At 67.9% G+C, this 9051-nt stretch carries 6 protein-coding genes; all 6 read left to right on the forward strand.

Annotation, left to right across the window (positions count from 1 at the left end; genetic code table 11):
• The coding region (locus tag AB3X43_RS09055; protein WP_369429517.1) for an ABC transporter permease at positions 1-345 on the forward strand (345 nt) is incomplete at its 5' end.
• 16 nt (positions 346-361) lie between these two features.
• Positions 362-1312 (forward strand): agmatinase, encoded by a 951-nt coding sequence (speB, locus tag AB3X43_RS09060; protein WP_369429518.1) that lies wholly within the window; start codon positions 362-364, stop codon positions 1310-1312.
• Between the two features lie 163 nt (positions 1313-1475).
• On the forward strand, positions 1476-2957 hold the full coding sequence (locus AB3X43_RS09065) for an NAD-dependent succinate-semialdehyde dehydrogenase (protein WP_473965096.1): 1482 nt from the start codon (positions 1476-1478) through the stop codon (positions 2955-2957).
• A gap of 68 nt (positions 2958-3025) precedes the next feature.
• Positions 3026-3880, forward strand: coding sequence for a phosphate/phosphite/phosphonate ABC transporter substrate-binding protein (locus AB3X43_RS09070; RefSeq protein WP_369429520.1), 855 nt, complete (start codon positions 3026-3028; stop codon positions 3878-3880).
• A gap of 31 nt (positions 3881-3911) precedes the next feature.
• Entirely contained in the window at positions 3912-7706 is a 3795-nt protein-coding gene (locus tag AB3X43_RS09075) for a PAS domain S-box protein (RefSeq protein WP_369429521.1), read from the forward strand.
• A partial coding sequence (locus AB3X43_RS09080) for a two-component system response regulator (protein ID WP_369429522.1) occupies positions 7703-9051 on the forward strand: 1349 nt, incomplete at its 3' end. The genes AB3X43_RS09075 and AB3X43_RS09080, both read left to right, overlap by 4 nt.

Genomic DNA, 9051 nt, shown 5'->3' on the forward strand with positions numbered 1-9051 from the left:
GTGCTGACCACCGTGCTGGCCACGCTGCAGGGCTTCAACCAGAACCTCGTGCGCGCTTCGCTGAGCCTGGGCGCCGGACAGGTCGAGACCTTCTTCCGTGTCACGTTGCCGGTGATCGCTCCGGGGGTGATCTCGGGCGCACTGTTCGCGTTCGCCACGTCCTTCGACGAGGTGGTGGTGACGCTGTTCATCGCCGGGCCGGACCAGGTGACACTGCCGCGCCAGATGTTCACCGGCATCCGCGAGAACATCAGCCCGACGATTGCCGCCGTCGCCACGCTGCTGACGGTCTTCACGACCGCGCTGATGCTCGCACTCGAATGGGTGCGGGGCCGTCGCCGCTGAGCCAGGCCAGCCCGCCATGAACCGCGTTCTCAACCAGCCGCTCGGCGGCAACACCATGCCACGCTTCGGCGGCATCGCCACGATGATGCGACTGCCCGTGGCCAGCAGCGCCGCCGGACTGGACGCCGCCTTCATCGGCGTGCCGCTCGACATCGGCACCTCGCACCGCCCCGGCACCCGCTTCGGGCCGCGCCAGATCCGGGCCGAGTCGGCGCTGATCCGGCCCTACAACATGGCGACCGGCGCGGCGCCCTTCGACGCGCTGCAGGTGGCCGATCTGGGCGATGTGCCGATCAACACCTACTCGCTGGAGAAATCGGTCGGGATCATCACGGACTTCTACCGCGAAGTGCTCTCGCACGGCTGTCGGCCGCTGACGCTGGGCGGCGACCACACGATCGCGCTGCCCATCCTGCGGGCGCTGGCCGAGCGGCACGGGCCGGTGGCGATGGTGCATGTGGACGCCCATGCGGACGTCAACGACGACATGTTCGGCGAGCGCATCGCCCACGGCACGCCCTTCCGCCGTGCGGTGGAAGAAGGCCTGCTGCAAGGCGACAAGGTCTGGCAGATCGGCCTGCGCGGCACCGGCTACGCGGCCGACGACTTCGACTGGCCGCGCCAGCAGGGCTTCACGGTCATCCCGGCGCACGAGGTGTGGTGGCAGTCGCTGGCGCCGGTGATGGACAAGGTCCGCGCCGTCGTCGGCGACACGCCCTGCTACCTCAGCTTCGACATCGACGGCATCGACCCCGCCTATGCGGGTGGCACCGGCACGCCCGAGATCGGCGGGCTGACCGTGCCGCAAGCGCTGGAGATCATCCGCGGCTGCCGCGGGCTGAACCTGATCGGCTGCGATCTGGTGGAGGTGTCGCCACCCTATGACCCCTCGGGCAACACGGCGTTGCTGGGGGCGAATCTGCTGTACGAGATGCTGTGCGTGCTGCCAGGGGTTCCGGTGCGGTGATGGCATCACGCGCCGCCCACCGTCATCCTTGCGAGCAAGGTGTGCCGGCCCGCGCCCCTGCACAGTGCAGCCCCAGAACACCCCGGATGTGCCTGTGCGCGAACTCAGGCGCGGGCGTACAGTCAGCGCCAACCATTCCCGCCCCCTCCAACCGACCATGCCCATGACGACCACCCCGACCTCGCCCCTCGCCCTGCTCGCCGATCCGTCGCTGCTCAAGACCGATGCCCTTCTCAATGGCGAGTGGGTCGCCGGCAGTGCCCGCTTCGATGTGAACGATCCGGCCACGGGCGAGAAGCTGGTCGATGTCGCACTGCTGGGCACCACCGAGGCGGAAGCCGCCGTCGCCGCTGCGAACGCCGCCTGGCCCGCCTGGCGCAGCAAGACCGCCAAGGAGCGCGGCGCGGTCCTGATGAAGTGGTACGCCCTGCTGGTCCAGCACGCCGACGACCTCGCCCGCATCATGACCGCAGAGCAAGGCAAGCCGCTGGCCGAAGCACGCGGGGAAGTGATCTACGGCGCGAGCTTCGTCGAGTGGTTCGCCGAGGAAGCCAAGCGCATCTACGGCGAAACCATCCCCTCGACCGACAACAACAAGCGCTACGTCATCCTGAAGCAGCCCATCGGCGTCTGCGCCGCCATCACGCCGTGGAACTTCCCCATCGCGATGATCACGCGCAAGGTCGCCCCGGCGCTGGCCGCCGGCTGCACGGTCATCATCAAGCCGGCCGAGCAGACGCCGCTGTCCGCGCTGGCCTGTGCCGAACTCGCCCAGCGCGCCGGCATGCCGCCCGGCGTGCTCAACATCCTCACCGGCGATGCCGACTCGTCCATCGCCATCGGCAACGTGCTGTGCGCCTCCGACACCGTGCGCCACCTGAGCTTCACCGGCTCGACCGAAGTCGGCCGCATCCTGATGGGTCAGTGCGCGCCGACCATCAAGAAGCTCTCGCTCGAACTCGGCGGCAATGCGCCCTTCATCGTGTTCGACGACGCCGACATCGACTCGGCCGTCGAAGGCGCGATGATTTCCAAGTACCGCAACGCCGGCCAGACCTGCGTCTGTGCGAACCGCATCTATGTGCAGGACGCCGTCTACGACCAGTTCGTCGAGAAACTCGCCGCCAAGGCCGCCGGCATCCAGGTGGGCAACGGCTTCGAGCCGGGCGTCAACCAGGGCCCGATGATCGACGGCCACGCCATCACCAAGGTCGAATCGCATGTGGCCGACGCGCTGGCCAAGGGCGCGCGTGTCGTGGTCGGCGGCACCCGCATCGGCGAGCGCTTCTACACCCCGACCGTGCTGGCCGATGTCACCAGCGACATGCTGTGCTCGCGCGAGGAAACCTTCGGCCCGGTCGCCCCGGTGTTCCGCTTCCAGTCCGAAGCCGAAGTGGTCGCGCTGGCCAACGCCACCGAGTTCGGGCTGGCAAGCTACTTCTACAGCCGCGACATCGGCCGCATCTTCCGCGTCGGCGAGGCGCTGGAGTACGGCATGGTCGGCATCAACACCGGGCTGATCTCGGTGGCCGAGGTGCCGTTCGGCGGCGTGAAGCAGTCGGGCCTCGGGCGTGAAGGTTCCCACCAGGGCATCGAGGACTACGTCGAGACCAAGTACCTCTGCATCGGCGACATCCTGCGCTGAGCAACGAGATCGCCCGGTCCCGGCCGACACCGACCGGGACCGGGCGCATGCCGCGTATAGACTGCTGCATGCGCAGAAATCTCCTCTTCTGGCTCGGCGGTTCGGTCATCGGCGCCTTGCTCGGCGGTAGCCAGCCCGCCGCGGCACAGGCCCGGAGCCCCGTCCGCACCCTGAGCTTCGGCATCGTGCCCCAGCAGTCCGCCGGCAAGCTGGCACGGGCGTGGATTCCGGTGCTCGGCGCGCTGAGCGAACGCGCGGGCCTGTTGCTGCGCTTCTCCACGGCGCCGGACATCCCGGCATTCGAGAGACGCCTGGCCGCCGGTGCCTATGACATCGCCTACATGAATCCCTACCACTACAGCGTCTTCGCGCAGAAGCCGGGGTACGTGGCCTTCGCCAAGGAAAAGGAGCGCCGCTTGCGCGGGCTGGTGGTCGTGCGCAAGGACTCGGCGATCAAGGACATGAAGGAACTCGCAGGACAGCAGATCGCCTTCCCGGCGCCGGCGTCCTTTGGCGCCACCCTGCTGGTGCGCGCCGAGTTCGAGCGCCTGGGGGTGCCGATCAAGCCGGTGTTCGTGAAGTCGCACGAGTCGGTCTACCTCAATGTCGCCCAGCGCCAGGTCGAAGCCGGGGGCGGCATCGTGCACACGTTGCAAGACACGGAAGCCTCCGTCCGGGACGCGTTGCGTGTGCTGTGGCAGACCACGGACTACACGCCGCATGCCTTCGCTGCGCACCCGCGCGTGCAGGCGGCGGATCTGCAGGCGCTGCGCGCAGCCATGCTCACGGCAGACAGCGATCCCAGGATGCGCTCGGCGCTGGAGGCCATCGGCTTCAAGGGCTTCGACGCAGCGCAGGATGCCGAATGGAACGACGTGCGCGCGCTGGGCATCCGCACCCTGGCCGCGCTGCTCAAGGAATGAGCCCCCCCGCTGCCGCTGGATTCGCACCCGCATGAACTGGAGTTTTCGCGTCAAGACCATCGTCGGTGTGGCACTCATCGAGGCCGTGCTGCTGGCCGTCCTGGTGATCTCGGGCGTTCGCTATCTCTTGGACACCGCCGAATCGGAGTTCGAACAGCGCTCGCAGGCCACGATCAAGGCCTTCTCGGTGGTCGCCAAGGAAGCGCTGATCTCCAGCGATCTGGCTGCGCTGAACGTGCTCACACGCGAAATGCTCACCTACCCGGGTGTCGTCTACGCCCGTGTGCGCGACGAAAACCGGCTGGTGCTGGCGCAGGCGGGCGAATCACAAACGCTGCTGATGCCGCCGGACACCCAGGCCCGGCTGGCGGAAGTCACGGACGGTGTCTACCGGCTCGCCAATGATGTGAAGGTGAATGGCCAGCTGTTCGGGCGGGTCGAGGTTGGTCTGTCTGCCACCCAGATGCAGCACCTGAAGGCGACGGCCACACGGTCCGGGCTCGCACTCGCAGGACTCGAGATGCTGCTGGTCGCCGTGTTCTCGTGGGCGCTCGGCGCCTACCTGACCCGGCAACTGGGCGAGCTGGCCAACGCCGCCAAGCAGATCGCCAGCGGGGATCTGGGCTACCAGATGCCCGTCCGCGGACACGATGAGCTGGCCGAAACCGCCCAGGCCTTCAACCGCATGTCGCTGCGCCTCGGCGAGGGCTACACGGAGCTGCAGCGCAGCGAGCAGGGACTGCGGCGCGTGCTGGAAAACATCCTTGACGGCATCCTGACGCTGGACCGCAACCTGCGCGTGCTGTCGATGAGCCCGGCCGCCGAGCGCATCCTCCAGCGCCGCGCCGAGCATGCGCTGAACAGTTCGCTGGCCGAATGTTTCACGCCGCCGGCGTGGTCGCAACTGTGCGACACGCTGATGCTGGAGGACGCCAGCCTGCTCGGCGAGCCGATGGTCATCGACGGCGTGCTGCCCGATGGCCGGCTGGTGCCGCTGGAAGTGCGCCTGACGCACATCGAGGGAACCGGCCCCGCGACCCTGCTGGTGGTCGTGCGGGATGTGAGCGAGCGGCTCGAGGCCGAGCGGGCGCTGCGCCTGCGGGGTCGCATCATCGATTCGATCGGCGTGGGCGTCGTCATCGCCGATGCCCGGAAGGCAGACCAGCCGATCATCTATGCCAATGTCGCCTTCGAACGCATGACGGGCTGGCAATTCGACGAGGTCATGGGGCGCAACTGCCGCTTCCTGCAAGGGCCGGACACCGATCGCAGCGAAATCGATCGGCTGCGCCGCGCCATCAGCGAGGGCCGCGACATCGAGGTGCTGCTGCTCAACTACACCCGGGACGGCCGGCCGTTCTGGAACGAGCTGCGGGTCATGGCGATCCACGACGGAGAGGGGCGCCTGTCCCACTACGTCGCGCTGCAGAACGATGTGACGGCCAGGATCGAGACCCAGCAGCAGATCGCGCGCAGCGAGGAGCAGTTGCGCCGCGTGCTGAACGCGACCCACGACGGCATCGTCGTCATCGACGAGACCGGCACCATCGAGACCTTCAACGTCGGTGCCGAGCGGATGTTCGGCTACCGCGCGGACGAGGTCCTCGGCTGCAATGTGTCGGTCATCGTGCCCGAACCGCACCGCAGCCGGCACGATGGCTACCTCGCCCGCTACATGGCCACCGGACAGAGCAGCGCCATGGGCACCGAGCGCGAATTCGAAGCGCGGCGCAAGGACGGCGAGGTGGTCTGGATCGCCCTGCGCTTCGGGCCGCTCGATGAAACCGGCACAGCGCCGGCAGATGGCCGCCGCCGCTTCATCGGCGTCATCCACGACATCACCGACCGCAAGCGCACCGAGATCGAACTGCGCCACGCCAAGGAAGCCGCCGAGGACGCCGCCAGCGCCAAGTCCGAGTTCCTGGCCAACATGAGCCACGAGATCCGCACGCCCATGCATGGCGTGCTCGGCGCCATCGAGATGCTGCAGGACACACCGCTGAGCGGCCAGCAGGAGCGCTTCCTGGACACCGCCCGCACGTCGGCCTCGCTGCTGCTGGGCGTGATCGACGAGATCCTGGACTTCTCGCGCCTGGAGGCCGGCAAGCTGCGCATCGAAGCCCTGGATTTCGACCTGCGCCGCACGGTCGAGGATGTCACCGCGATGCTGGCGCAGCGGGCCCATGCCAAGAAGCTGGAGCTGGCCTGCTACATCGCTCCTGGCGTGCCGGAGATGGTCCGCAGCGACCCGATCCGCGTGCGGCAGGTGCTGGTGAACCTCGTGGGCAACGCCATCAAGTTCACCGAACGCGGCGAAGTCGTCGTCAGCGTGGGACTGGCAGCCGGCGAAGGCGGGCGATCGATGCTGCGCTTCGAGGTACGCGACACCGGGATCGGCATTGCCAGCGACAAGCAGCGCACGCTGTTCCAGCCCTTCACGCAGGCGGACAGTTCGACCAGCCGGCGATTCGGCGGCAGCGGCCTCGGCCTGAGCATCGCCAAGCGGCTGGTCGAGCTGATGAACGGCCACATCGATCTGGACAGCCAGGAAGGCCAGGGCTCACGCTTCTGGTTCACGCTGCCGATGAGGATGTCCGGTCAGGCGCTGCGCCTAAACGTCAGCCGCAACTTCCCGGGCACCCGCGTGCTGGTGGTGGACGACAACGCGACCAACCGCATCATCCTGCACCGCTACCTGACCTCGTGGAGCAGCCAGTCCAGCAGCGCAGCCAACGGCGAGGAAGCCCTGGCCAAGCTGCAGGACGCCGCCATGTCCGGCCGCCCCTACGAGGTGGCCTTGCTCGATCTGAACATGCCCGGCATGGACGGCTACGAACTGGTGCGCCACATCCAGTCCGACCCCGCGCTGGCAGCCATGCCGCTGGTCATGCTCAGCTCCTCGGTGCAGGATCCCGCGCGCATGCGGGGACTGCGGGTCGACATCTGGCTCGACAAGCCTGTGCGCCAATCGGATCTGCACGACGCGATCTCGACCGTGCTGCACCGACCGATCCCGTCTCCGACAGCCCCGCCCCGTCTGACAGGGGTGCACTTCAGCGGCGAGCAGGTGCTGCTGGTCGAGGACAACCCGATCACGCGCGATGTCGGTGCCCAGATGCTGCGCAAGCGCGGTCTGGATGTGGCGCTGGCCGAGGACGGGCTCCAGGCCGTGCGGGCCATCCAGGCACATGGCTACGACGTCGTGCTGATGGACATCCAGATGCCGGGTCTGGACGGCTATGACGCCACGCGGGCGGTGCGGGAATGGGAGCTGGCGAGCGGACGCAGCCGGGTGCCGATCATCGCGCTGACTGCGCATGCGCTGCCTGCCGATCGGCAGAAGTGCCTGGCCGCAGGCATGGACGACTATGTCGTCAAGCCCTACAGCACCGAGACCGTGAGCACCGTCATCGCCCGCTGGCTGATGCCCCCCGGCAAGGCCGCCCCGGCAGGACACGCCGAGGAACCCGCGATGGCAGCGATCGACCCTGACCGCTACGAACAGGTGCGCGCCATCATGGGAGATGCCATGGGCATGCTGCTCGACAAGGTGCTGGAAACGCTGGAGCGCGAGATCCTGCAACTGCGGGACGCCGCCGCAGAAGGCCGCACCGACACCATGCGCGAACTGCTGCACCGACTCAAGAACACGGCCGGAGACATTGGTGCGATGCGATTGCACGAACTGGCGGCACAATTCGAACGAGACATCACAAGGGAGAATGCGCCTATGCCGGACATCGGCCCACTGGAGCTGGCCTGCACGGCCGCCTTGGCAGCCGTGCACCACCTGATCGTCGAGCTACCGTCGCCCCGCAGCCCATGAGTTTTCCAGCGCACACCGCCGTTCCAGGCGCCAGTGGCACCAGCGGTGCCCGCATCCTCATCGTCGATGACGAAGGGGTGACGCGGATGATGATCCGCCGCGTGCTCGAGGATTACGGCTATCGCGTGCTAGAGGCGCAGGACGGACAGACCGCCACCCGGCTGTGCGACAACGAGTCCCCGGACCTCGTGCTGATGGATGTGCGCATGCCGGTGATGAACGGCTTCGACGCCTGCCGAAACATCAGGAGGTCCCTGCGCAGCGGCCACACGCCGGTGCTGATGCTGACTGCGCTGGATGATGTGATGGCCGTGACGCTCGCCTTCGAGGCCGGAGCCACCGATTTCGTCACCAAACCCATCAACTGGGCCCTGCTGGCGCAGCGTGTCCGCTACGCACTGCGCACCAGCCTGACCGAACGGGAGCTGCGCGAAAGCCAGCTGGCACTCGCTCGGGCGCAGAAGATCGCGCGCCTTGGCCAGTGGCGTCTCGATTTCGGCACCGGGCAGATCCATTGCTCGCGCGAACTGCGCGACATGCTGGGTCTGTCGGCGCCGCAAGCGCTGACGGTACAGGACCTGCTCGACAACGTCTCGCCAGAGGACCGGGTGCGGCTGCGTCGCTTCACGCACGATCTGCGGCGGATGCAACGCGAACGCGAAGTCGAGATCCGCGTGAGCAGCCCGGCGGCACCCGCCAAGTACCTGTTTCTGTCGGGTGATGTGGTGCTGGACGAGGAAGGCCGGTCCTGCGCAGTCTTCGGCGTGGCGCAGGATGTGTCCGAGCGCCGCCATGCCGAGGCACGCCTGAGCTACTACGCCCACTTCGACGAGCTGACCGGGCTGCCCAACCGGGTGCTGTTCCGCGACCGGGTGCGCACCGCCGTGACCGCTGCGCAGCGGGGTGGCCGGTCGTTTGCCGTCATGAACATCGAGGTCGACCTGCTGCAACGCACGCAGGCCTCGGTGGCCCAGGCGGCCAGCGATCGCATCCTCAGGGCTGTCGCCCAGCGGCTGGCGTCGGTGCTGCACGACCGGGATTCGCTCTGCCGGCTGGAGGCCGACAGCTTCGCGCTGCTCGTCACCGATGTGGAGGGGGAACTCGAGGTCGCCGTCAGCGCCAAGCGCCTGGTCGACGCCTTCGCGGTACCGCTGCCGGTCGATGACTGGGAGCTGCTGGCGGCGGTGCATGTCGGGCTGGCCATCTACCCGTCCGATGGGCAGGATGTCGACACGCTGCTGCAGCATTCGGGTGCCGCGCGTGCCCGTGCCCGCGAAGCCGCCGGATCGAGCTACCACTTCTACACCGCCGACATGCACGACCGCGTGATCGACCGGCTGAACAC

The sequence above is a fragment of the Sphaerotilus sp. genome (assembly GCF_041083715.1).
Classification (GTDB): domain Bacteria; phylum Pseudomonadota; class Gammaproteobacteria; order Burkholderiales; family Burkholderiaceae_C; genus Sphaerotilus.